The sequence below is a fragment of the Streptomyces sp. NPDC006332 genome (assembly GCF_040612855.1).
In the GTDB taxonomy this organism is placed as follows: domain Bacteria; phylum Actinomycetota; class Actinomycetes; order Streptomycetales; family Streptomycetaceae; genus Streptomyces.
In genome coordinates, this window is record NZ_JBEXRA010000001.1 from 409,767 (window position 1) to 433,029 (window position 23,263).

The following is a 23,263-nucleotide window of genomic DNA, read 5'->3' on the forward strand; positions in this document are numbered from 1 at the left end:
GAGAGGGCTGTCATGCTGCGCAACGGACTGGAACCCTGGCACCTGCTGGTCCTGGCCATCGTGGTCATCCTGCTGTTCGGCTCGAGGAAACTGCCGGACACGGCGCGGGCCCTCGGCAAGTCGATGCGCATCCTCAAGAGCGAGGCGAAGGCACTGAAGGACGAGAACGCGTCGCCCGCGGCGGAGGCGGAGGCGGGCTCCACGGTGGCTTCGCGTGGGACCGACACGACCGCACCTCCGGCGTCCGTGAACGTGCCGGTGTCGGAGCCGCCCACCGCCGGGCGCTGAGCGCCCCCGCGGTGGGGCGTGCGTGCCGGATGACTCCGGGCCGCCCGGATGCCCGATGGGCTCGCCGGACGGCCGGGTGGGACGGGCCTCAGACGGATTCGACGGTCTGCCGCTGACCGGCCCGCCGCTCAGCCGTCTCGTCGTGCGCCGTCTCGTCCTGAGCGGTCTGTTCGGCGGACGTCCCCAGTTCCTTCGCCTCGCGTGCCGTCCGGCGGCGTTGCCGTCGGCTCACGCGTGGCGCCTGGTCGGGCAGCCAGCCGAAGGCGAGGCAGCTGCCCACCGCCCCCAGCAGCAGGCCGATGAAGAAGCCGCCCAGGTTCGAGGTGAGCCAGGTACCCAGGGACAGCAGGATGCCGGTGATCGAGTAGAAGAGGCGCTGCGAGGGATTGAACAGGATCAGCAGCCCCAGCAGCACCATCAGGCCCGGCAGGAGGTAACCGGCCAGGCCCTGCATGCCGATGTGCATGACGACCTTGAGCGACGCCTTCTCGGTGAGCAGGATCTCCGCTCCGCCCAGGGCGAGCAGCAGCCCACCCCAGAACGGACGGCGGGCCCGCCATTGCCGGAAGCCGGAGCCCGCGTCCTGACCTGGCCGGCCCGACATCAGCAGCCCTTGTCGCTGAAGCTCAGCTTCAGACCCGGCAGCTTGAACACGCCTGCGGTGGTGGCGTAGTTGGTCTGCCGCAGGTTGGCGATGCGCACCGTGTCGGCCTGCTGGCTGAAGACGCCGATCGGCCCCTTCACGCCGGCCTTGGTGAGGGTGCTGGCGTCGTTGCCGATCTCGATGTTGTTGAAGGAGGCGTCACCCGTCAGCTCCGTCGAGTCGGTGGTCAGGTCGCTCGCCTGGACCTTCTGCGACCCGCTGCCGGCCTTGATGAGCAGGTTGGTGCCGCCCAGGTCGACGCTCTGGCACAGCGAGTCGAGCGTGGCGTTCTTGATGGCGGAGGTGACGACCAGCACCTGGCCACCGGTGTCGCCCGCGTTCGGGCTCCCCTCGGCCATGCTGTCGAGACCGCCGAACTGCTCGAATCCAGTGCCGTTGAGCTCCTTCGCGGTGACCGTGAAGGGCATGCCGGAGATGGCGAACTGGACACCCAGCGCGCCCTCGGCGGTCAGGATGGCGAGCCCCGCGGCGACCGCGGCGGCCGGCACCGCCATGATCGCGGCCCGCCGCGCCCGTACCCGTCCGCGCCGGGCGGAACCGTCGGGGACTGCGGACACTTCGGTGGCGGAACCGCTTTCCGGGTTCTCTGGGGTGTTACCGGCGGACGGTGTGGCGTCCGAGGACGAGGCCATGTGCTGCTCCCGTGGGCATAGTCAATGCAGTTCAGCTTCAGGTTCAGTTGGCACGTTGTCCTGGCGCGGACAGCGAACCGGTGCGCACGCCTCCTCACAACTCCCGGTGGATGCAAGGACGTTCTCGTTACGCATCAGTAGCCATCCAGGAAGTTACCCGTGGTTACATTCGAGGGTCAAGCAAGTTGTGCGAAAACGGTGTTGGTTATGTGCCACCTGTGATCCAACTGCTGCCCCGGATGACAAAAAGACCTCGCAGAACGCCTAACTGCCGTGCGAAACCTTGACGTTGACTGATCCTCAGGTCTAGAACTCTCCGTGGCTCCCCCCGGATCCGTGGCGCCGGATCCAGCCGCTTCCCGGACGTTCTGTCCAGTGCGGGCATGTCACTGCCCGAGTCAGCCCCTTCACGGCACCCACACGGTCGCTTCCCCCCTGAGGCCGTACCGGGCCGCCCTCCCACCCGGCCCGTCCGGAGGCCCTCCCCCCATTGGGTCTCCGGACGGTCACCGGTCGGGCTGCCGTTGCCGGTCCGTCACGTACGGAGAAGGCGTCACGGGCCGGCAACGGCGGACCCGAACCGCGTCCCCGAACGGGGAGCCACCCCTCACCGCGGAAGAATCCGCCCCCCAGAAAAGAGGCACCGCATGCGTACCCGTTCCCTCCTCGCCCTCACCGGAGCCGTCGCCGCCCTGACCCTGGCGGCCGTCCCCGCGTCCGCGGCCGACACCCCGGTCCTCACCACCGGCGGGCTCGGCGGTACGCCCGTCGCCGTCGGCGACGTCCTCACCGCGCCGCTGGCCTCCGGCACCACCGCGACCCTCTACTCCAGCGCGACCGGAACCAGCGGCATCTCCTGCACGAAGTCGCAGTTCACCGCCAAGGTCACCGACAACCCGGCCGCGCCCGGCACGGCCACCGAGTCGCTCAGCGGCCACAGCTTCGACAGCAGCAGCTGCAGCGCCAACGTCGTCGGTGTCACCGGCGTCACCAGCATCACCGTCAACAACCTGCCGTACACGACCGCCGTGAACTCGGACGGCACCGTCACGGTCACCGCGCCGAGCGGTTCCGCCGTCCAGACCACCGTCGTCCTGCGCACCCTGCTCGGCAGCATCAACTGCGTCTACCAGACGCCCAGTCTGACCGGCAAGGCCGACAACGCCGACAACAGCATCACCTTCACCAAGCAGCAGTTCACCAAGACGTCCGGTTCCTCGCTGTGCTTCGCCAACGGCTACTTCACCGCGAAGTACGCCCCGGTGACGGACGGCACCGCGCCGGTGTTCGTCAACTAGTCCTTACCTGCCCGGCGTTCAACGTCGGCGCAACCGCAGCGCCAGGGCGGCGCCCCCGGTGAGCAACAGCACCGCGGCGGCGCCGCCCGCCACTGTCGGCGTGGACGGGCCGGAGCCCGAGTCGGCGGTGGAGGCCACCGGAGTGCTCTGCGGGGCGGCGCCGGCCTCGGCGCGGCTGCCGGAGTCGGCGGTGGTCGGCGTCGGCGCGGTCGGCGTCGGGCTCTGCGGCGCGGACTTCTCGGGCGCCGCCGACTTCGCGGGGGACACGGCGCCGCTGTCGTCGCTGTTTTCCGTGGCCGAGCCCGACCCCCCGCCGGCCTGGGCGCCCGAGCTCTTCGCCGTGGGGAACTCCACGTCCGAGCACGAGTAGTACGTGTCCGGCGTACTGCTGTTCTGCCAGATCGTGTACAGCACATGCCGACCGGTCCGGTCGGACGGCAGGGTCGCCTTGAGCCGGTACGCCCCGTCGGTCAGTGCCGGGTCCGTCACCTGCGCGAACGGTTTCTCCGGAAGGTCCGACCAGGTCAGCGGCTTCGCCGGGTCGTAGCCGGGCTTGGTGAGGTAGAGCTTGAACGTGCCGGTGTGCGGGATCGTCGAGGCGTACCGCATGGTCAGCGAGGCGCCGGGCGTCAGACGGGTGGACGGCCAGTCGGCGCGGGCCAGGTCGAGGCCCTGGTAGGCGGGCAGTCCACCGCTGCACAGCTTCCCGTCGGGAATGGTCTGCCGGTCCCGGCCGTTCACGTTCGCCACCCGCAGGTTGTCCCAGGCCGTGAAGGGCGACCCGTTCGCGGCGACGGCGGCCCGGCAGGCGGCGGTGCCGGTCTGCTCTCCGTCGGGGGAGCAGCCGTAGACCCTGCTGGTCGGGTCCGTGGGGGCGCCGTGCGCCACGGCGGGCGCCGCCGCCCACACACCCAGCAACAGGGGACTCGCGGCGGCCATCGCCACAGCGGCGGTGCGATGTGCGGTCGTCCGGCGCATCCGGATCGTCTCCTCGGGAGGAACGGGAACGGCGTGCCTGGGACGGGAACGGTCTGCTCCCTGCCAAGGCGGTCTGCTCCCGTGCCATACGGACGGCCGCCCCGGCGCGTTCACCGCGCAGCGCCCCGCACACCTACGACAGCCTCGTTTCCGCCGTGCCCGGGGCGTGCGTCGCTGGTACGTCCCTCAGGCCCGGAACGCGGCGAGGTGCTCGGCGGCCCACGCCCGGTAGGAGCGCGCGGGCCTGCCCAGGAGGTCGGTGACCGTCGGCTCCACCCGCCCCTTCGTCCCGGCCCGCCCCCGCGCGGCACTTTCCACCAGGGCCCGCGCCACCGGGGCGGGATAACGTCGCAGCAGCCCTTGCAGCACCTGATCCTCCGTCAACTCGACGAAGGTGAGGGGCCGTCGGAGCAACTCGGAGAGAATCTCCGTCTGCCGCACCGGGGTGACCGACTCGGGCCCGGTGAGCGCGTGCGTCCGCCCGGCGTGCTCCGCAGGGTCGGTCAGTGCCCGCACCGCGACCTCCGCGATGTCCGAGGGGTCCACCGCCGCGGTCGCCGTGCCGCCGTGCGGGGCGCGCACCTCGCCGTCCTCCCGGATGGCGCGCGCCCAGCCCAGGGTGTTCGACATGAAGGCCCGCGGCCGCAACAGGGTCCAGGTGAGGCCTGAGGTCCGCAGCAGCCGCTCGTTCTCCCGGTGCCACTCGGTGACCAGATCGGTGGCCTCGGGTTCGGTGACCGACAGGGTCGTCACCTTCACCACATGACGGACTCCCGCCGCACGGGCCGCCGTCAGGAAGTTCTCGTCATGGGCGTGGGTGAGCGGATCCACGGTGACCAGCAGCGCCGACCGCACCCCGGCCAGCGCCCGCCGCAGACCTGCGGGGTCCTCGAAGTCCCCGCCCACCACCTCGGCTTGCGGTCCCGCGAGATTCGCGGCCCGCCCGGGGTCCCGGGTGAGCAGGCGTACCGGCTCGGTGCCGCGCAGCAGCCGGGCGGTGAGTCCGCCGACGGTACCGGTCGCCCCGGTCAGCAGGATCACGACGCGGCGGCGTCGAGCGAGGCGAGGACCCGGGCACCGCGGTCGGCCTTGCTGTCCAGGGCCAGCAGCAGCCCCGGCACCGCGATGCTCGGCAGGACGTGCGCCCACAGCACGGACAACCGGTGCCCGAGGTCGTCCCGGTCGGACAGGGCCCGCGACATCAGCTGGATGCCGGTGAACGACCCCACCAGCAGCTCCACCGTCTCCCGCGGATCCACCGTGGGCAGCAACTCGCCCTGCGTCCGCGCCCTCTCCAGCAGCGAGGTCAGCCGGTCCGCCCACTGGCGGAACGGCTCGCCGTGATCGACACCGGACGGCGTCGCCTGGTCCACCGCCAGCCGTACGCTGCCCCGCAACAGGGCGTTGCTCAGCAGCCGCTGCCCGACCACGAAGGTCATGTCTATGACCTCCTGCAACTTGCACGGCTGCGGCGGCACGGCCCCGAACGGCACCTGCTCGTCCAGCACCGCCTGGGCGAGGGACTCCTTGGACGGGAAGTGGAAGTACAGGGCGCCCTTGGTGACCGCGGCCCGCTCCAGCACCATGGCGATGGTGGTGGTCGTGTAGCCGTGTTCGTCGAAGACCGCGCCCGCCGCTTCCAGGATCGCCCTGCGCGTCCTGATGGCGCGCTCCTGTTGTGCCATAAGAGCCCCTCCGCTGCGCCGACTTGGCCGGTGCCCGCATTCGTGTGCCGCAGTGGCCCCGATCATAAGGCGCCGGAGACCGATCTCATTGAAAACAAACCGGTCGGCTCGTACTCTGACGCTCACCCACGTGGACGTTTCACCGTCTGCACATGGCCTTCGGGGACCGTAGGGAGAGACATGCCTCAACCGCGGCAACTTGCCGAAACCCCGTCCATGACGGGGACCGTGCCCCGTCAACTCGTTCACCGCGCGGCGGTCGCGGAGACCTTCCTCACCGGCTGGCGCCGGATCGCGGACCACCGTTTCTCCGTGTCGGCGCAGTGGCCGCGCGCCCACGGTTTACACGTGTCTCCGGACCGGTCCGCGTACGACCCGCTGCTCGTCGTGGAGACGGTGCGGCAGAGCGGAACACTGATCGCGCACGCCGAGTACGACGTGCCGATGGACCACCACTTCGTGCTCCACGCCTTCGAAGTGGACACGTTTCCGCAGTACCTGGCCGTGGGAGCGGTCCCCGCCGAGCTGACGGTGGAGGTCGACTTCGTCGACGTCCAGTACCGGGGCCGCCGGCCGGTGGGCGCCCGCTACACGGCTCAGGTGCTGCGCGGCGGCGAGCTGGTCGCGACCGCGACCCGGGTGGTGTTCACCTGCCTGAGCGAGCCCGTCTACCGGCGGCTGCGGGGCGGCCGTACCGCCGCGACCGTGGCCCCCCTGCCGCTGCCGCCCCCGCTGCACCCGGCGACGGTGGGCCGCGCGCTGCCCGCGGACGTGGTCCTCGCCCCGGCCGACCGCCCCGGCCGGTGGCAGCTGCGCGTAGATACCGCACACCCCGTTTTCTTTGATCATCCTCTTGACCATGTTCCCGGAATGCTGCTGCTGGAAGCCGCCCGCCAGGCCGTCCGGGCACACACCGGCGGGGCCCGTTCCCTGGTGTCGTTCCGGATCACCTTCGATCGCTACGCCGAACTGGACCAACCTGCCTGGATCGAGGCGGCGGACGGGGCCGGGGGTGCCGTACAAGTCGTGGGAAGGCAGGGCGATTCGACGGTCTTCGAGTGCACGGTCGACATCGCGGCGTGGTGAGCTATGGTGTAAGTGGAGCCTGAAACAAACGGCATGACCCGTTCTTTCCCCGCAGGAGTGTTCCGTCGATGCCGAGGCAGTTACGCGCCGAGCAGACCCGCTCGACGATCATCACGGCCGCCGCCGACCTGTTCGACCGGCACGGCTATGAGTCGACCAGCCTGAGCGACATCGTCGAGCACGCCCAAGTCACCAAAGGGGCCCTGTACTTCCACTTCGCGGCCAAGGAGGACCTGGCCCACGCGATCATGGAGTTGCAGTCCCGTGCCTCACGGCGGCTGACGAGCGACGCGGACGGCCGGGGCTGCACCTCGCTCGAGTCGCTGATGCGTATCACCTTCGGCATAGCGAGGCTGTCCGTCGAGGACCCGATTCCCCGAGCCGGTCTCCGTCTGGCCACCGGGGGAGTGGCGGTGCGGCCGCCGCTGCGGCACCCGTTCACGGAGTGGCTGGAGCTGTGTTCCCGCAAACTCCTTGGCGCGGTCAAGGAGTCCGACCTGCATCCGGAGACCGACGTCGACACCGTCGCCCACTCCCTGGTCTGCTTCTTCGTCGGCACCCGCGTCGTGGGCAGTTCCCTCGAATCCGTGAACCGGCAGCCCCGCAGACTGGCCGAGATGTGGCACATGATGATCCGCGGCATGGTCCCGGTGCCCCGGCGGGCGCGCTATCTGACCCTGATCGCGCAGCTGGAGCGGGAGATCAGGACGATCTGAGGAGGGGCGGGGCCGGGGGTGAGGGTGGGGCCCGGGCGGGGCGGGTGAGGTTCAGCCGGTGGCCGGGACCCCTCGCGATACGGTGAGGCGCATGTTCGACACCCCGCCGTCCGGTCCTGTGCCGTCCGCGCCCGTGATCCTCGCCGACGAACCCGGCTCGTTCCCGCACAGCGTGCTCGCCGAGCGGCATCCCGCGATCATCCGGCAGGTGCGGGAGGCCTTCCCGTACGGCCCCGAACAGCATGACGCCCTCGACGCGCTGCTCGCGAGCTGCGTCAAGGGCGTGATCGAACCGCTCCCGGCCGACGCGCACGACCGGGACCTCTGGTTGCCCTGGGGCATGGACGACCACGTCGGCCGCTCCTGGTTCGACGTGCCGTGGCTGTGGTCGGAGAGCTACTTCTACCGCCGACTCCTGGACGCCGTCGGCTACTTCGGGCCCGGCCCCTGGCAGGGCGTCGATCCCTTCCGCCCCTTCAAGCTCGCCGAACTCGACTCCCGGGAGACGGACCAGGAACTGGCCGCCCTCGACGACCTCGCCGGCCGCCCCGCGGACGAACAGGCCGCCGCCCTGCTGCACGGCTCCCTGTGGGGCAACCGGGCCGACCTCGGCTTCCGCCTCTCCGACGCCTCAGCCGAGGCACAGGCCGCCGCCCCCAGCCTGGTCGCCGACGACAGTGACACCCTCTGGACCCTGCTCGAATCCGCGGGAGGCGCCAGCGGCACGGGAGGATCAGCGGGCGCGGGCACGCTCTGCCTGATCGCCGACAACGCCGGCCGCGAGCTGATCCCCGACCTGCTGCTCGTCGCCCACCTCCTGACGCACGGCCGGATCCAGCGGGCCGTCCTGCACGTCAAGCCGTACCCGTACTACGTCTCCGACGCCACCACCGCCGACGTGGTCGACGCGCTGCGCCGGCTGACCCGGGCCACGGGCGAGGCCGCCGCGCACGGGCGGCGGCTCTGGTCCGCGATGACCGACGGCCGCCTCACGGTCCGCGCGCACCCCTTCTCCTGCGCCCCGCTGCCGTACGCGGACCTGCCCGACGACCTCCGCGGGGAACTCGCCTCGGCGCACCTGACGGTCCTCAAAGGCGACCTCAACTACCGCCGCCTGGTGGGGGACCGCCGCCACCCCGCGACCACGCCCTTCGCCGACGTCACCGCCCGTTTCCCGGGCCCGGTGGCCGCACTGCGCACCCTGAAGTCCGACGTGATCACCGGCCTCGACGCGGACACCGAGGCCGCGCTGGTCGCCGCGGAGGGACAGCGCTGGCGCACCAGCGGTACCCATGCCCTGATCCAGGCCAGGCACTGAGCAGGCCCCGTCGCGCGGAATTCGCCCTGATTCACGCGATGGTGTGATCATGTCCCGGCGTGCGGATGCCGTCGAAGGGCCCTGGGTAGGGCCCGGCCATGACGCAGCAGCCCTTCGAACTCCCGCACTTCTACATGCCGTATCCCGCGCGGCTGAACCCGCACCTCGACGAGGCCCGCGCCCACTCGACCGGGTGGGCGCGCGAGATGGGCATGCTGGAGGGCTCCGGGATCTGGGAGCAGGCCGACCTCGACGCGCACGACTACGGCCTGCTCTGCGCCTACACCCACCCCGACTGTGACGGCCCGGCCCTCTCGCTGATCACCGACTGGTACGTGTGGGTGTTCTTCTTCGACGACCACTTCCTGGAGACCTTCAAGCGCACCCAGGACCGGGTCGGCGGCAAGGCCTACCTGGACCGGCTGCCGCTGTTCATGCCGATGGACCTGTCCACGCCGATGCCCGAGCCCGAGAACCCGGTCGAAGCGGGACTCGCCGACCTGTGGCGGCGCACGGTGCCGTCGATGTCCGCGGACTGGCGCCGCCGGTTCTCCGTCGCCACCGAGCACCTGCTCAACGAGTCCCTGTGGGAGCTGTCCAACATCAACGAGGGGCGGATCGCCAACCCGGTCGAGTACATCGAGATGCGCCGCAAGGTCGGCGGCGCCCCCTGGTCCGCCGGCCTCGTCGAGTACGCGACCGCCGAAGTCCCCGCGTCGGTCGCCGGTTCGAGGCCGCTCAGGGTCCTGATGGAGACCTTCTCCGACGGCGTCCACCTGCGCAACGACCTGTTCTCCTACCAGCGGGAGGTCGAGGACGAGGGCGAGCTCAGCAACGGCGTGCTCGTCCTGGAGACCTTCTTCGGCTGCACCACCCAGGAGGCCGCCGACACCGTCAACGACATCCTCACCTCGCGTCTGCACCAGTTCGAGCACACCGCGTTCACCGAGGTGCCCGCCGTGGCCCTGGAACGGGGCCTGACCCCGCCGGAGCTGGCCGCGGTCGCCCAGTACACCCGGGGACTGCAGGACTGGCAGTCCGGCGGCCACGAATGGCACCTGCGCTCCAGCCGGTACATGAACGAGCGAGCCCGGTCCAGCAAGCCCTGGCACGGGCTCACCGGCCCCGGCACCTCGGCCGCCGACGTCGGCGCGCTGCTCGCCTCGGCCGGGGTGGAGCGGCTGCGCGCTCACACCCATGTGCCCTACCAGAAGGTCGGCCCGTCCCGGTTGCCCGACTTCCACATGCCCTTCCAGGTCGAACTCAGCCCGCATCTGAACGGGGCCCGCTCCCGGCTCACCGAGTGGGCGCACCGCATGGGCATCCTGGAGGAGGGCGTGTGGGACGAGGACAAGCTCGCCGCCGCCGACCTCCCGCTGTGTTCGGCAGGCCTCGACCCGGACGCCACCCCCGAGGCCCTCGACCTCAGCTCCCACTGGCTGGCCTGGGGCACTTACGGCGACGACTACTACCCGCTCGTCTTCGGCCACCGCCGCGACCTGGCCGCAGCCCGCCTCACCACTCTGCGCCTGTCGGACTGCATGCCTGTCGACGGTGAGGAGACCGTCGTACCGGCCAACGCCATGGAGCGCGGACTCGTCGACCTGTGGGCCCGCACCACGGCGGCGATGACCCCCGACGAACGGCGCACCCTGAAGCGCGCGGTGAACGTGATGACGGAGAGCTGGGTCTGGGAGCTGTCCAACCAGCTCCACCACCGCATCCCCGACCCGGTCGACTACCTGGAGATGCGGCGCGCCACCTTCGGTTCCGACCTCACCCTGAGCATGTGCCGGATGGGCCACGGCCCCGCAGTCCCACCGGAGGTCTACCGCAGCGGCCCCGTCCGCTCGCTGGAGAACGCCGCCATCGACTACGCGTGCCTGGTCAACGACGTGTTCTCGTACCAGAAGGAGATCGAGTACGAGGGCGAGATCCACAACGCGATCCTCGTGGTGCAGAACTTCTTCGGCATCGACTACCCGACCGCCCTCGGCGTCGTCCACGACCTGATGACCCAGCGCATGGAGCAGTTCGAACATGTCGTCCGGCACGAACTGCCCATCGTGTACGACGACTTCGACCTCTCGGACGAGGCCCGCGAGATCATGGCGAACTACGTGACCGACCTGCGGAACTGGCTCGCGGGCATCCTGAACTGGCACCGCGAGGTGGACCGCTACAAGGCCGACTACCTGGCCCGCCGCGCCCACCGTTTCCTCCCGGACACACCACCGGCGCTGCCGGTCGGCTGACCCGGCTCCGCAGCGTCGGCGTGCCGACGGGTATGACTTCCCGCCCCCGACCACCGGCCAGTCTCACTCGTTCGTGGCTCGTGGTGCGCCGCCGCCCCGGGTAGAGCATCAGCCGGAGGCGATCCATGGAACAGACTGCGTTGCGTCCCAAGCCGATGCCCGGTCGGGAACCCGGCGGCGGCAGGCCCGCTCCCGCCCGGCGCCCGCATGCCGCACGACGGCGGGGCCGGCGGCTGCGGGCCCTGCTGTTCGCCCTGTTCGCCGGGACGGTCCTGGTCCTGTCCGGGGCCGGCCTCGGCACGGTCGGCGCCACGGTGATCGGCGAGGGCGGACTCGCCGAGCTGCGGCGGCAGGCGGAGCAGGTCGCGACGGGGGATCACGACAGCCCGTCCGCGGCGGACCCGAGTCCTTCCGCACTCGCGGGCCCCGCGCCGGCGCCCGGCGGTGCGATGCTCGGTCTGGAGGCTGTGGACGCCAAGAAGGCCGGCGCCCTGGTGGTCGGCGTGCACGTCCCGGGCCCCGGCTACACGGCCGGCCTGGTGCGGGGGGACGTGCTCCTCGCGTTCGGCCGGACCCCCGTCGACTCGGCCGCCGACCTCGCACACGTCGTCACCCGGTCTCGTCCCGGCAAGGAGGTCGTCGTGACGGTCCGCCACCGGAGCGGGGGCTACCAGCGGCTCACCGTCGTCCCCGGCGTCGTCACATGAGCACGGCGGTCCTGGTACGAACAGTCCCCGGGCGGTTTCCCCGGCGTTTGTGGACGGTGTGCGGTGATCCGAGCACGAGGAAGGCGGGAAAGGCGTGACAACCGGCTCGCGCGGCCCCGGCTGTGCGGGCAGGATGCTGCCCGTGGCCCCTTTCACCCGCCCAGGGAGGACCGGATGACCGGCAGCACGCCCGCGGCCTTCACCGCCGACGACTACCGGGCTCGGATGCGGCGCGCCGCGCGGGCGGCCGGCGACGCGGGACTCGCCGGGCTGCTGGTGGCGCCGGGACCGGACCTGGTGTGGCTCACCGGCTACGCGCCGACCGCGGCCACCGAACGGCTCACCTTGCTGGTCCTCGCCCCCGACCAGGACCCCGTCCTCGTCGTCCCCACCCTGGAGGCCCCGGACGCCACCAGAGCCACCGGCGCGCCCGCGCTGACCCTGCGTGACTGGACCGACGGCGAGGACCCCTACGCCGCCACCGCGGCGCTCCTCGACACGAGCGGCCGCTTCGGCGTCAGCGACAACGCCTGGGCCATGCATCTGCTGGGCCTGCAGCGGACGCTCCCGGGCACCTCGTACGCCTCCCTCACCGAGGCCCTGCCGATGCTGCGTGCCGTCAAGGACGCGGCGGAGCTGGAGCTGTTGGCGGCCGCCTCAGCCGCCGCGGACGCCACGTTCGAGGAGATCCGCGACGTTCCCTTCGCCGGCCGCGAAGAGTCCCGGATCGCCGCGGACCTCGCCCGGCTGCTGCGCGAACACGGGCACGAGCAGGTCGACTTCACCATCGTCGCCTCCGGCCCGAACGGCGCGAACCCGCACCACGAGGTCGGCGACCGCGTCGTCGAGCGCGGCGACATGGTCGTCCTCGACTTCGGCGGCCTCAAGGCCGGCTACGGCTCCGACACCTCCCGCACGGTCCACGTCGGCGAGCCCACCGACGAGGAGCGCCGGGTGCACGACCTCGTCCGCGCGGCCCAGGAGGCGGGCTTCCGGGCGGTACGGCCCGGCGTCGCCTGCCAGGAGGTCGACCGGGCCGCCCGCGCGGTCATCGCCGACGCCGGGTACGGCGACCGGTTCATCCACCGCACCGGCCACGGCATCGGCGTCACCACGCACGAGCCGCCGTACATGATCGAGGGCGAGGAACAGCCCCTGGTGCCCGGCATGTGCTTCTCCGTGGAACCCGGCGTCTACCTGCCCGGGCGTTTCGGGGTACGCATCGAGGACATCGTCACCGTCACCGAGGACGGCGGACGCCGCCTGAACGCCACCAGCCGGGAGATGGTCATAGTCGACTGACAGCAGCAGGACCCCCCACGTCCCCGACCGACAGCGGCGCGACCATGACCCAGGAACCGACACCCACCGCGGACACCGTCCGCCGACTGGTCCGTTCCCTGCTCAAGGACAGCGGGGCCGACGCCCAGGACGCCGCCGCGCCCGAGGTCCGGCCCGTCGTCGCGGGCGGCGGACACGCCGCCTGGTGGGTCGGCGCCCGCCATGTGCTGCGCCTCGACCCGGACCGGGAGGCCGCCGCACGCCGACGCCGTGAACTGCGCCTGCGGGACCTGGTGCGCCCCCACCTGCCGGTCGCGGTGCCGACGAGCGTGGCGCACGGCGAGTGGGCACCCGGGCTCACCTACACCCTGGACACCAGGGTGCCCGGCGGTTCGGGGGAGGAGCACGACGTGTCCGCCGTCGGCGAGGCCGATCTGGCCGGGCTGCTCACCGGGCTGCGCGAGGTGCCGGTCCGGCAGGCCGAGGCGCTCGGGGTGCCGCGCACCGCCCCACGCTCCCTGGAGGCCCTGCGCAGGGCAGCCGGGAAGGCCGCCGAACGCCTCGCCGCGGCGGACGAGTTCGACCCCGCGCGCCTGCACCAGCTCGCGCCGACGGCCGCGGTCCAGCTCGCCGCGCAGCCGGGCAGCGCCGTCCTCGTCCACCACGACCTCAGAGGCGAGCACCTCGTGGTCAGCGCGGACGGCAGGGTGCGCGGCGTCCTCGACTGGACCGGCGCGGTCGTCGGTGACCCCGCCGAGGACATCGCCGGCCTCGCGCTCGCCGTCGGCTCCCCGGCCGCCGTCCGCGCGGCCACCCTCGCCGGCTACGGCGCCCGCCCCTGTCTGCGCGGCCTGTGGCTCGCCCGCTGCGACACCGTCATCCACCTCGACGCCCGTCTGGACGGCCGGGACGACCGGCCCCTGGCGCTGCTCAGAACCCGACTGCGGCGCGCCTGGGAGGCGATCCTGCTGGAACGCGTCACCGAACTGCGCGACGAGGAGAGCGACGGCACACAGCCGTAGGGCGGGGGAGCGGGGCCCCGCCGAGACCACGCCCGCGACCGTGCACCGCGGGGCTGGGGCACGCCGGGACGCGCCCCGCACCAGCCAGTGCACCGGTCGCTGCACCGGTCGGTCATTCCTGCAACAGCACCACGCACGACTCCCCGGGCACATGCAGCATCCCGGCCGCGCCCGGCGCCTGCACGGGCTCCCAGGCGGCCAGGACGCGTGCGGGCCGAGGGCCGAGGGGGATGGTGGCCGCCTCCTTGGACAGGTTCACGGCCACCCGGACGTCCCCGCGCCGGAAGGCCAGCCAGCGTTCCTGCTCGTCGTACGCCACCTTGGTGTCGGCGAGGTCGGGGTCGGTGAGGTCCGGCTGCTCGTGCCGCAGCGCGAGCAGGCTCCGGTACCAGGCCAGCACGCGCGCGTGGGGCTCACGGTCGGGTTCGGACCAGTCGAGGCAGGAGCGGTCGCGGGTCGCCGGGTCCTGCGGGTCGGGGACGTCCTCCTCGGCCCAGCCGTGCGCGGCGAACTCCCGGCGCCTGCCCCGTCGTACGGCCTCGGCGAGCTCGGGATCGGTGTGGTCGGTGAAGAACTGCCACGGGGTGCCCGCCGCCCACTCCTCGCCCATGAACAGCATCGGGGTGAAGGGCGCGGTGAGCACCAGCGTGGCCGCGCAGGCCAGCAGGCCGGGGGAGAGGGTGGCCGACAGCCGGTCGCCCTGGGCGCGGTTGCCGACCTGGTCGTGGGTCTGGCTGTAGCCGAGGAGCCGGTGCGCGGCCACCCGTGAGCGGTCCAGCGGGCGCCCGTGGTGCCGGCCCCGGAAGCTGGAGTACGTGCCGTCGTGGAAGTAACCCCCGCTGAGCGTCTTGGCGATCGCCTGGAGGGGGGCGCGGCCGAAGTCGGCGTAGTAGCCCTGGGACTCGCCGGTCAGCGCGGCGTGCAGGGCGTGGTGGAAGTCGTCGTTCCACTGGGCGTGCAGTCCGAGGCCGCCCGCCGCGCGCGGGGTGACCAGCCGCGGGTCGTTCAGGTCCGACTCGGCGATCAGGAACAGCGGCCGGCCCACCTCGACGGCGAGGGCGTCCACCTCCGTCGACAGCTCCTCCAGGAAGTGCTGGGCACGGGTGTCCACCAGCGCGTGCACCGCGTCCAGCCGCAGCCCGTCGAGCCGGTAGTCCCGCAGCCAGGACAGCGCGCTGTCCAGCAGATACGCGCGCACCTCGTCCGAGCCGGGCGCGTCCAGGTTCACCGCGGAACCCCAGGGCGTGTGATGGGTGTCCGTGAAGTACGGGCCGAACCGCGGAAGGTAGTTGCCCGAGGGGCCGAGATGGTTGTGCACCACGTCGAGGACCACGCCCAGGCCGAGCTCATGGGCCCGGTCGACGAAGCGTTTCAGCGCCTCGGGGCCGCCGTACGGCTCGTGCACCGCCCACAGCGAGACGCCCTCGTACCCCCAGCCGTGCCGCCCCGGGAAGGGACACAGCGGCATCAACTCGACGTGGGTGACGCCCAGTTCGACGAGATGCCCAAGGCGCTCCGCGGCCGCGTCCAGGGTGCCCTCGCGGGTGTACGTGCCCACGTGCAGCTCGTACAGAACCGCGCCGGGAAGCGCCCGTCCGGCCCACTCGGCGCGCCACGCGTACCGCTCGTGATCGACGACCGCGCTCAGCCCGTCCGGGCCGTCCGGCTGCCTGCGTGACCGCGGGTCCGGCAGCACCGGACCGTCGTCCAGGGCGAACCCGTACCGGGTGCCGTCCTGCGCCGGCGCCTGCCCCCACCACCAGCCAGGGCGTTCCGGATCGCGTTCCAACGCGCTGGTGGCGCCGTCGCACTGGAGCGTCACACGAGTGGCCTGTGGTGCCCACACCTCGAACTGCACGGACGGTCCCCCTTCGTCTGTTCACCGGTGATCTAGCCCGTCCATGGTGCTTCAAACGCGATCAGTACGCCGGTCAATCTTCCCCTTCGCGGCAGGTGTCGCGGCAGGTGCCGCCGCTCACGCGCGCGGGGCGGCCGTTCACCGGTTTTCTGGACACCCGGCTCCGGCTGCCCGACAATCACGAGGGTGACGTCGTCCTTCGAGTTCAACACGTACCCGGCGAGACTGTCCGACGCGGAGCGCGACAAGGCGTTGAAGGTGCTCCGTGACGGCGTCGCCATGGGTCGGCTCTCGCACGACACGTTCATCCACCGCATGGAACTCGCCCTCGCCGCCCGCCGCTTGGACGAACTCGCCGTGCTCACCGCCGATCTGCCCCGGGAGAGCCGCGTCTCCCGCCTGGTGTTCGGCACCGTCGAGGCGGTCTCCGGCTTCACGGTACGGCTGCGCAGGGCCTGGCAGGCCGAGCGGCTCCCCAAGCTGCTGCTGCCGCACCCCGGCGCCGGTCAGCCGTTGCGCATCGGCCGCGACCCCGCCAACGGCCTCAGGCTGACCCACGAGACGGTCTCCCGCGTGCACGCCGAACTCAGCCGGCAGGGCGGCATGTGGGTGCTGCGGGACCTCGGCTCCACCAACGGCACGACGGTGAACGGACGACGGGTCATCGGCGCCGCCGTGGTCCGCCAGGGCGACCAGGTCGGGTTCGGCCGGATCGCGTTCCGGCTCTCGGTCGACTGAACCGGCGATCGTTTCCCGCCCTCTGACTTTGGCCTTTCTTCCCTCCTCCCGGCTCTGAGGCGCGGTGTAGCCTCAGGTGTACCGGCTGATTCGGGGGAGTCCGTTGTCCTTTCGCTATTACCTCTACGTGAGCGACTCGAAGGTGGACATGCTGCTCCACCAGATCGATCCAGCGTTCACCCGGAAGCGGACGTCGGAGGTCAGTGTCGGTCTCAAGGTCGTGGGAGCCAAGCGGGGCACGGAGGTGTCCGAGGGCACCGACCGGATCGCCCGGCTGGAGCGCGTCGTCCGTCATCTCGACGAAGTCGGCGATGTGGGCACGGTCGACGAGCCGAGACAGTTCTTCAGGGGCCTGATGGACATGAAGTGGGGACCGTTCACCACCGGCGCCGGGTCGTCACTGGTCTACTTCGGCGGAAGCACCGAACGTACCGTCGTCGGGCTGGGCGGCTCCAGTAGGCATGTCCTGGGCTCGCTCTCCGCACCGGACGGCGACAACGCGGTTCTCGCGCGTTCCCTCATGCCCTCGCTCCTCGACGGGCTCGCCGCGCACCCGGAGATCGAGGAACTCTTCGAGGACGCCGGGCATGCGCCCGTCGACGCGGATCTGGTCCCGCTGAGGGCCGTTCAGCGGGCGACCACCCTGCTGAGAGGACCCTCGCAGAAAGTCGAGTTCCTCGCCAAACGACTGTTGCACGGGCCGGTCCCCGCCCCTCGATCCGGTTCCCATGACGGCATGACGGTGCTGCTGGGGTCCCCGCTGTACGTAGCGCACGTGGACTGAGGGCGCCGGATGGATGGCGAGCGGGGCGTCGTTCACGAATGGCGGCGCGGCGAGGTGATCCTCGGGCTCTACGAGGTTCTCGACGTCGTACGCAGCGGAGGAATGGGACTGGTCTACCGGGTCCGCCACCGGGGCTGGAACGTGGATCTGGCCGTCAAGGTGCCTCGCAGGGAACTGGTCTCGTCAGCGGAGAGGCTGCGGCACTTCGAGGCCGAGGCCCAGTCATGGGTGGGCCTCGGCCTCCATCCGCACACCGTGCACTGCGCGTACGTTCGCCGGCTCGACGACGTGCCCCGGGTGTTCGCCGAGTGGGTCGACGGCGGCAGTCTGGCGGATGCCGTCAGGCGCGGCCGCATCTACCAGGGCGGACCGCGGCGCGCGCTACGCGGGATTCTCGACATGGCGATCCAGTTCGCCTGGGGTCTCGACCACGCGCACCGGCAAGGGCTGGTGCACCAGGACGTCAAACCCGCCAATGTGATGCTGACCGGGGACGGGACGGTCAAGGTCACCGACTTCGGTCTGGCCAAAGCCCGGGCCACGGCGGGAGAGCCCACCGACCCCCGGCCGTCGGCCGAACCCACGGTCAGCTTCGGCGGGAGGACCCCCGCGTACTGCTCACCCGAACAGGCACAGGCCGCCATGGGGGCGCACGTGCGCCTCACGCGTGCCACGGATGTGTGGTCCTGGGCGGTGAGCGTGCTGGAGCTCTTCGCCGGGCATCCGCCGACTCGCTACGGCCAGGCCGCCGCCGAGGCGTTCGAGGACTTCGTCGACCGGGACCGGGCAGGGACTGACGGTCTGTCGACTCCGCCGATGCCCGCCGGGCTGGTGGAGCTGCTGAGACGGTGCTTTCGCCAGGATCCGGCGGCCCGTCCCACCGGGATGGACGAACTGGCCGACGAGTTGATGGGCGTCTATGCCCGGGAAACCGGCGAGCCCTACCCCCGTGAGCGGCCGACGGCGGCGACGCTGCTCGCCGACGGACTGTCCAACCAGGCGCTGTCGATGCTGGACCTCGGGCATCCGGAGCGCGCGGCCGCACTTTGGGAGCAGGCCCTGCGTGCCGATCCGTACCACTCGCACACGGTCTACAACCGAGGTCTGTACCGCTGGCGCGAGGGCGGGCTGACCGACGAGCAGCTCATCAGTGAACTGCGGGGCATCCAGGCCGGCCACGACCACGACTGGACCGACGAGTACCTCCTCGGCCTGGTCCACCTCGAACGCGGCGATCCGGAAGCCGCCCTGACGACCCTTCGGGAGGTGGCCAGGCAGGCAGGCCATGAGCCGGGAGTCGCCGAAGCCCTGGCCCTCGCCCAGCGCATGCCCGGGCCCCGAGCACCCCTGGAGCTGAAAGGCCACCTCAACTGGGCGATCACGGTGGCGCTGACCCCGGACGGACGGCTGGCCGTGGCAGGGGGCTCCGCCAACAGGAACCCGGGGGGCGAGGGCGGCACCGTACGGGTGTGGGACCTGGCCACGGGACGCTGCCTGCGCACTCTGCAGGGCCACGAACGAACCGACGCGGTCGCGCTGAGCCCGGACGGCCGGCTGGTCGCCTCCGGCGGCCCGGACGGATCCGTACTCGTGTGGGAGGTGGCCACCGGACGCCAACTGCACCGGCTCGCGGCCCACACGGCGAACGTCGAGTCGGTCGCCCTGAGTCCGGACGGCCGCCTGCTGGTGTCGGCGAGCCCTGACGGGGCGGTGCTGGTGTGGGAGACCGGCACCGGACACCTGGCCCGAACCTTGCAGGAGGGCCGGCACCACCGGTCAGTGGGCTTTGGCGGGGCCGTCGCCGTCAGCCCGGACGGTCTCAGAGTGCTGCGTTTCGAGGCGGCGACGCAGCGACTGCGCGTGTGGGAACCGGCCACCGGTCATCTGTTGCACTCCGTACAGTTACGGCGCGCTCGCGTGGTCTTCAGCGCCGACGGGCGGGTCGCCCTGACCGTTCAGGACGGCGGGATGACGGAGGTCTGGAACCTGGAGACCGGCCGCCCGCAGAGTGTGGCGAACGGGCGGGCGGACCTGGGCAGCTACTTCTCGGTCAGTGGCGACGGCAGCCGGGCCCTTTCCGAGGGGTCCGACGGCGTCATGCGGCTGTGGGAACCGCGGACCGGACGCTGCCTGCGCACGCTGGGCGTTCCGCGGTTCGCGCGGGGAAGCGCGTTGAGCAGCGACGGCCGTACCGGAGCCATCCCCACCACCGAGGGGACCGTGCAGGTGCTCGACCTGGTGCCCGGTGGTTCGCCGTCGCCGTGGAGCCATCCCAGGCCGAGGACCGCCGTCGAACTGGTCAGGGAAGCGGACGTGGTGGGACTGGCCCTGGAACGCGCGGCCCGGTTCCTCGGCAACGGTCAGCCGGACGCAGCCGCCGACGAACTCCGGAGCGCCCGGAGGGTACCTGGCCACGAGCGCAACCCCGATGTACTCGACCAGTGGGCCCGGGTCGGCCGCCGCGGCCGGCGCAGCGGCCTGCGGGCCGCCTGGGAGATCCTCGAAGTCGCCATCGACACGGAGAACGCGGTCCTGAGCCCCGACGGTCGCCTGGCGCTGTCCGACCACAGCATCGAGGGCCTGCGGATATGGGACGTACGGACCGGGCGCCGACTGCACACGCTGGACGGTCACATACGCACCGTCAACGCCTTCGCTTTCAGCCCCGACAGCCGACGTGCGGTGACGGCCAGTGACGACAGGACGGTCCGGGTGTGGGACACCGCGACCGGCGCCTGCCTCCACACTCTGACCGGTCACCGCCACGAGGTACAGGCGGTGGAGGTGAGCCCTGACGGACGGATCGCGGTCTCCGGCAGCGGGGACCGGGAACTGCGCGTGTGGGACCTCCTCGAAGGCCGCTGCCTGCACAGGCTGGGACCGCGGACCTGGCAGCGCCCGCAGCGCCTCAGGCCGGTGACGTTGCGGACGAACGGCCGCATCGCCGTGTCCGGCGGAGCCGACAACCACATACGGGTGTGGGATCTGGCGACCGGGCGCAGCCCGCACACCCTGATGGGATGCACCGACAGTGCCTTCCTGTGCGCGATGAGCATCGACGGCCGCACCGGGATGGTGTGTGTGAACAGCGTGATCCCCACGTGGGACTTGACGACAGGCCGGGATGGACCACTGCTGAGAAGTGCCGCCACCGGTCACATCACCTTGGATCGCGTCACCTCGCTGGAGGTGACCCCTGACGGGCGTATCGCGTTCTCGATCGACGTGAAAGGGGTGATCCGCGTCTGGGATCCGAGGAACGGCGACTGCCTGCACGAGCTGACCGACGCCAAAGCCGAACAGGCGGTCGCCACCGGCGACGGCCGCTTCCTGCTGTCCATCGGCGAGGACCGCGCGGTCCGGGCGTGGGACCTGTCGTCGGGCACATACCGGCAGGTCATCCAGGGGAGCAGGGCGACAACCCGGCTGGCCGGGCTGAGTTCCGACGGCCGTACCCTGCTGACCTGCGGCGCAGACAAGATCATGCGGGTCTGGGAGCTCGACTGGGAGTACGACTTCCCCGCGCCCGCCGACTGGGACGAGGACGCACGCCCCTACCTGGACGCCTTCCTGGCCCGCGACCGCGGAGGACCGGCGTGGACGGAGGAGGACTTCCGACGCCTGCTGGACACACTGGCGGACGCGGGCTTCGGATGGCTGCGGCCCGACGGCGTACGCGCGCGGTTGCAGCGGATGTGAGGGCCCGGCAGCGACAGCGGGCAGCCCCGGCCGGGGCTGCCCCGGAGGATGCGATGAGCGGGGGGAACACCTGTGGCCGTACTCAGTTGCTTCGGCTGGGCCTGCGAGCGGCTCATCTCGGTGTCCAGCCTCCCCGGCGGCAATCCTGTCGCCGCGGCGGAGCCGGAACACTGGGCGACGCAATACTTCTTCTGCAGGGAGTGCGGTGAGGCCTTCTGCGACCGGTGCGCCACGAGCCGACGCGGGCGCACCCTCAGCGTCGTGAAGAGCTGCGGCTCCTGTGGCGGCAGGCTGGACAGGGCTCGCCCCGGGCAGCAGGCCTCCGACCGTCCCGTCTCCGACGCCGCCGCCTACTACCGCCGGGGGAAGGCGCTTGGCGAGGCGGACCGAGCCGACAGGGCACTGACCGCGTTCGACGAGGCGGTGCGGTTACGCCCGGGGTATGCCGCCGCTCACTTCCATCGCGGAATCGCGCTGCGGGATCTGGGCAGACTCACCGAAGCCCTTGACGCCTTCGCGGAGGCCCACCGTCGCGATCCGGCCCACGTCCAGGCGATGTTCGAGCGCGGCAACGTCTTCTTGAAGCTCCGGCAGCCGGAGAACGCTGTCGAGGCATACGCCCAGGCCGTCAGAATCGAGCCCCGTTATGTGGAGGCGCTCATCAACAAAGGGGTCACCCTGTCCAACCTGGAGCAGCCTGCCGAAGCGCTCGCCGACCTGGACGAGGCCGTCCGGCTGCACGCCGCGAACGAGGCCGTCGGGGGCACGCACGCCCTCGGCTACGCCTACGGCGCCAGGGGGGCCGCGCTGACCAAGCTCGGCCGGTACGAGGAAGCGGTGACGGCCATCGACACAGCCATCAGCATCGGCCCCGACCTCGCTGACAACTACCGCAACAAGGCCTACGCCCTCGAACGGCTGGGGCGCCTGGAGGAGGCCCGCATCACCCGCCGCCTCTACGAGGACACCCGGCGGCGTGAGGGGGAGTAGCGCAGACCATGCCGACGACGGTGACACTGACGGTGAGGGGGGCTGTCCCCGCCGCCGGGAAGGCGTACGCGTACACACGCCCGACGACGCTCATCGCGGGCCGGGCGCGTGACTGCGAGCTGCGAACGCCGGATGACGACGTGCGGGTTTCGCGGAGACACTGCCGGTTCGACATCGATCCTCCCGAGGTGCGGGTCCGCGACCTGGGGAGCCTGAACGGCACCTATGTCAACGGCAGGAAGATCGGCGGCCGGCAGCCGGGGCCGCGGCCCGGCGACGACGAACAGGCGCTGGCCGACGGCGACGTGGTGCGCGTCGGCCGCATGGAGCTGCTCGTGTCCGTCACCGCGCCCGCCGATGACGCGCCTTTCGCCGTCCACGACTACGAGTTGCTCAGGGAACTGGGCCGCGGGGGACAGGGCGTCGTCCGCCTGGCGCGCCACAAGACCACCGGAGAACTCATCGCCGTGAAGCTGCTGACCGCCGAGGTCGCCACCGATCCGGAGACCAGACGGGAGTTCCTGCGTGAAATAGAGAACATCAGAGCTCTCCGGCACCGGAACGTGGTCGAGTTCCGAGGTAGCGGCACCATCGGAGAGGAACCGTTCTTCGGCTGCGAGTACTGCGAGGGCGGCAGCGTCGACCAGCTGATCGCGCGGCGAGGCACCCCGATGCCGCTCGAGGAAGCCGTCGCGATCGCCACCCAGGTGCTCGACGCGCTCGTGTACGCGCACCACGCCGCGATCCCCAGTGTTCAGCTGGCGGACGGTTCCGTGGAATCCGGCCGCGGACTGGTGCACCGGGACGTCAAACCCCAGAACATCCTGCTGTCCGGGCCGGGCGACCCGCCGGTGGTGAAACTCGCGGACTTCGGTCTCGCGAAGGCGTTCGACCGGGCCGGGTTGTCAGGCCTCACCCGTACCGGGGCAGTGGGCGGCAGCGTCGCCTTCATGCCCCGTGCCCAGATCGTGAACTACAAGTTCGCCAGGCCCGAGGTCGACGTCTGGGCGACCGCGGCGTCGCTCTACTGGATGCTCACCGGACATGCCCCGCGAGACTTCCCGGTCGGCTCGGACCCGGTCGCCGTGGTGCTGCGCGAGCCGCCGGTGCCGATCCGCGAACGCCTCTCCTCGATCCCACCCAGGCCGGCCGCGGTGATCGACGCCATGCTGGTGGACAGTCCGCGCCTGCCCGGCACATCGGCTGAGGAATTCAAGCACGCGCTGCTGCAAGCACTTTGAATGCCCCAAGCCGCCGTCGTGCG

Annotated in this window: 20 protein-coding genes; 14 read left to right on the top strand and 6 right to left on the bottom strand. The window is 71.5% G+C overall.

Annotated features, from left to right (window positions below):
- Positions 1-12: 12 nt before the first annotated feature.
- On the top strand, positions 13-288 hold the full coding sequence (gene tatA / locus ABZ027_RS01665; RefSeq protein WP_356763210.1) for a Sec-independent protein translocase subunit TatA: 276 nt from the start codon (positions 13-15) through the stop codon (positions 286-288).
- Positions 289-376: 88 nt separating this feature from the next.
- Here the strand turns inward: tatA and ABZ027_RS01670 are convergent, their stop codons facing one another.
- Both ABZ027_RS01670 and ABZ027_RS01675 read right to left on the bottom strand, forming a co-directional pair.
- Complete coding sequence (locus ABZ027_RS01670) at positions 377-892, bottom strand: DUF6114 domain-containing protein (protein WP_356763212.1); 516 nt, start codon at positions 890-892, stop codon at positions 377-379.
- Positions 892-1,584 carry a DUF6230 family protein gene (locus ABZ027_RS01675; RefSeq protein WP_356763214.1) on the bottom strand — a complete coding sequence of 231 codons (693 nt, stop codon included), beginning with the start codon at positions 1,582-1,584 and terminating at the stop codon, positions 892-894. The genes ABZ027_RS01670 and ABZ027_RS01675 overlap by 1 nt, the downstream gene beginning before the upstream one ends.
- A 647-nt stretch (positions 1,585-2,231) precedes the next feature.
- Between ABZ027_RS01675 and ABZ027_RS01680 the strand changes: the two genes are divergently transcribed.
- On the top strand, positions 2,232-2,882 hold the full coding sequence (locus tag ABZ027_RS01680) for a Tat pathway signal sequence domain protein (RefSeq protein ID WP_356763216.1): 651 nt from the start codon (positions 2,232-2,234) through the stop codon (positions 2,880-2,882).
- 18 nt (positions 2,883-2,900) lie between these two features.
- Here ABZ027_RS01680 and ABZ027_RS01685 read toward each other — a convergent pair whose 3' ends face one another.
- The 3 genes from ABZ027_RS01685 to ABZ027_RS01695 form a co-directional block, all read right to left on the bottom strand.
- On the bottom strand, positions 2,901-3,860 hold the full coding sequence (locus tag ABZ027_RS01685; protein ID WP_356763218.1) for a lytic polysaccharide monooxygenase: 960 nt from the start codon (positions 3,858-3,860) through the stop codon (positions 2,901-2,903).
- A gap of 186 nt (positions 3,861-4,046) precedes the next feature.
- Positions 4,047-4,901, bottom strand: a complete 855-nt coding sequence (locus ABZ027_RS01690) for an NAD(P)H-binding protein (RefSeq protein WP_356763220.1) — start codon at positions 4,899-4,901, stop codon at positions 4,047-4,049.
- Positions 4,898-5,545: a ScbR family autoregulator-binding transcription factor gene (locus ABZ027_RS01695; RefSeq protein WP_356763222.1), complete on the bottom strand. Its 648-nt coding sequence runs from the start codon at positions 5,543-5,545 to the stop codon at positions 4,898-4,900. Before ABZ027_RS01695 ends, ABZ027_RS01690 begins: the two co-directional genes overlap by 4 nt.
- A 180-nt stretch (positions 5,546-5,725) precedes the next feature.
- Between ABZ027_RS01695 and ABZ027_RS01700 the strand changes: the two genes are divergently transcribed.
- The 7 genes from ABZ027_RS01700 to ABZ027_RS01730 all read left to right on the top strand — a co-directional run bounded on the left by ABZ027_RS01700 (position 5,726) and on the right by ABZ027_RS01730 (position 13,930).
- Positions 5,726-6,631: a ScbA/BarX family gamma-butyrolactone biosynthesis protein gene (locus ABZ027_RS01700; RefSeq protein ID WP_356763224.1), complete on the top strand. Its 906-nt coding sequence runs from the start codon at positions 5,726-5,728 to the stop codon at positions 6,629-6,631.
- Between the two features lie 68 nt (positions 6,632-6,699).
- Entirely contained in the window at positions 6,700-7,347 is a 648-nt protein-coding gene (locus ABZ027_RS01705; protein ID WP_356763226.1) for a ScbR family autoregulator-binding transcription factor, read from the top strand.
- A 91-nt stretch (positions 7,348-7,438) separates the two neighbouring features.
- Entirely contained in the window at positions 7,439-8,665 is a 1,227-nt protein-coding gene (locus ABZ027_RS01710) for a damage-control phosphatase ARMT1 family protein (RefSeq protein WP_356763228.1), read from the top strand.
- Positions 8,666-8,763: 98 nt separating this feature from the next.
- On the top strand, positions 8,764-10,920 hold the full coding sequence (gene cyc2 / locus ABZ027_RS01715) for a germacradienol/geosmin synthase Cyc2 (protein WP_356763230.1): 2,157 nt from the start codon (positions 8,764-8,766) through the stop codon (positions 10,918-10,920).
- 125 nt (positions 10,921-11,045) lie between these two features.
- Positions 11,046-11,627 carry a PDZ domain-containing protein gene (locus ABZ027_RS01720; protein ID WP_356763232.1) on the top strand — a complete coding sequence of 194 codons (582 nt, stop codon included), beginning with the start codon at positions 11,046-11,048 and terminating at the stop codon, positions 11,625-11,627.
- A gap of 174 nt (positions 11,628-11,801) precedes the next feature.
- Positions 11,802-12,929 carry an aminopeptidase P family protein gene (locus ABZ027_RS01725; RefSeq protein ID WP_356763234.1) on the top strand — a complete coding sequence of 376 codons (1,128 nt, stop codon included), beginning with the start codon at positions 11,802-11,804 and terminating at the stop codon, positions 12,927-12,929.
- Between the two features lie 44 nt (positions 12,930-12,973).
- Entirely contained in the window at positions 12,974-13,930 is a 957-nt protein-coding gene (locus ABZ027_RS01730) for an aminoglycoside phosphotransferase family protein (protein ID WP_356763236.1), read from the top strand.
- A 112-nt stretch (positions 13,931-14,042) separates the two neighbouring features.
- Here ABZ027_RS01730 and treZ read toward each other — a convergent pair whose 3' ends face one another.
- Positions 14,043-15,788 carry a malto-oligosyltrehalose trehalohydrolase gene (gene treZ / locus ABZ027_RS01735; RefSeq protein ID WP_356763237.1) on the bottom strand — a complete coding sequence of 582 codons (1,746 nt, stop codon included), beginning with the start codon at positions 15,786-15,788 and terminating at the stop codon, positions 14,043-14,045.
- A 186-nt stretch (positions 15,789-15,974) separates the two neighbouring features.
- Between treZ and ABZ027_RS01740 the strand changes: the two genes are divergently transcribed.
- The 5 genes from ABZ027_RS01740 to ABZ027_RS01760 all read left to right on the top strand — a co-directional run bounded on the left by ABZ027_RS01740 (position 15,975) and on the right by ABZ027_RS01760 (position 23,240).
- Entirely contained in the window at positions 15,975-16,526 is a 552-nt protein-coding gene (locus ABZ027_RS01740; RefSeq protein WP_356763239.1) for a DUF1707 and FHA domain-containing protein, read from the top strand.
- 76 nt (positions 16,527-16,602) lie between these two features.
- Complete coding sequence (locus ABZ027_RS01745) at positions 16,603-17,310, top strand: SAVMC3_10250 family protein (protein ID WP_356763241.1); 708 nt, start codon at positions 16,603-16,605, stop codon at positions 17,308-17,310.
- A 9-nt stretch (positions 17,311-17,319) separates the two neighbouring features.
- Positions 17,320-21,009: a protein kinase gene (locus ABZ027_RS01750; RefSeq protein ID WP_356763243.1), complete on the top strand. Its 3,690-nt coding sequence runs from the start codon at positions 17,320-17,322 to the stop codon at positions 21,007-21,009.
- A gap of 72 nt (positions 21,010-21,081) precedes the next feature.
- Positions 21,082-21,999 carry a tetratricopeptide repeat protein gene (locus tag ABZ027_RS01755; RefSeq protein ID WP_356763245.1) on the top strand — a complete coding sequence of 306 codons (918 nt, stop codon included), beginning with the start codon at positions 21,082-21,084 and terminating at the stop codon, positions 21,997-21,999.
- A gap of 8 nt (positions 22,000-22,007) precedes the next feature.
- The gene (locus ABZ027_RS01760) at positions 22,008-23,240 is read left to right on the top strand and encodes an FHA domain-containing serine/threonine-protein kinase (protein WP_356763247.1); all 1,233 of its coding nucleotides are present in this window, start codon (positions 22,008-22,010) and stop codon (positions 23,238-23,240) included.
- Positions 23,241-23,263 lie beyond the last annotated feature (23 nt).